1 pseudogene is annotated in these 753 nt (G+C 59.9%); it reads right to left on the reverse strand.

The annotated features are described in order from the left end of the window. Nucleotides 1-688 (reverse strand): annotated as a pseudogene (locus ACR0KW_RS24235) (IS5 family transposase); the annotation flags it as partial. Nucleotides 689-753 lie beyond the last annotated feature (65 nt).

Consider the following 753-nt stretch of genomic DNA (forward strand, 5'->3'; position numbering starts at 1 on the left):
GGGTTGCGACGCGCCTCCAGTCCTTGAGCCTGCCAAACATGATCTCGATCTGGTTGCGGCGTTTGTACCTGCGCTTATCGTGTTTGACCGGGGTCTTGCGTTGCTTACGGCCGGGGATGCAGGCGCGTATCCCTTTGCCTTTTAACGCTTCTCAGAACCAGTCGGCGTCATAGCCGCGATCCCCGAGCAGCCGGTCGACTTTTGGCAGGCTGCTAAGCAACGCCCGCGCGCCGATGTAATCGCTGACCTGACCGGCGGTGACGAACAGGTCGAGCGGGCGCCCCTGGCTGTCGCAGATGGCGTGCAATTTGGTGTTTATGCCGCCTTTGGTTCGACCGATCAGGCGACCGCGCCCCCCTTTTTTGGCGGCCATGCTGGTCGCCCTTCGATGTGCCTTCAGGTAGGTCGCGTCGATCATCACGGTCTTCTGTTCGCCGTGCTCAGCGGCCAGACCAGCCATCATCCGAGCGAAGATGCCTTTCTCGCACCAGCGCTTCCAGCCGCTGTAGAGCGTTTTGTGCGGGCCATAGGCTGCAGGGGCATCGCGCCACCTTAACCCATTGCGGTTGATGAAGATAATACCGCTCAAAACCCGCCTGCCATCAACCCGAGGCTTACCATGCGACTTCGGAAAGAAGGGTTTAAGACGCGACATCTGTGCGTCGGTCAGCCAGAAAAGATCGCTCATGTTACCGCTCCGTTTGTGGAGCCGTGAATCACGCGGCGCGGCGGAATTCAATGCATCCTGACCCT

The sequence above is a fragment of the Ruegeria sp. CG11 genome (assembly GCF_056537245.1).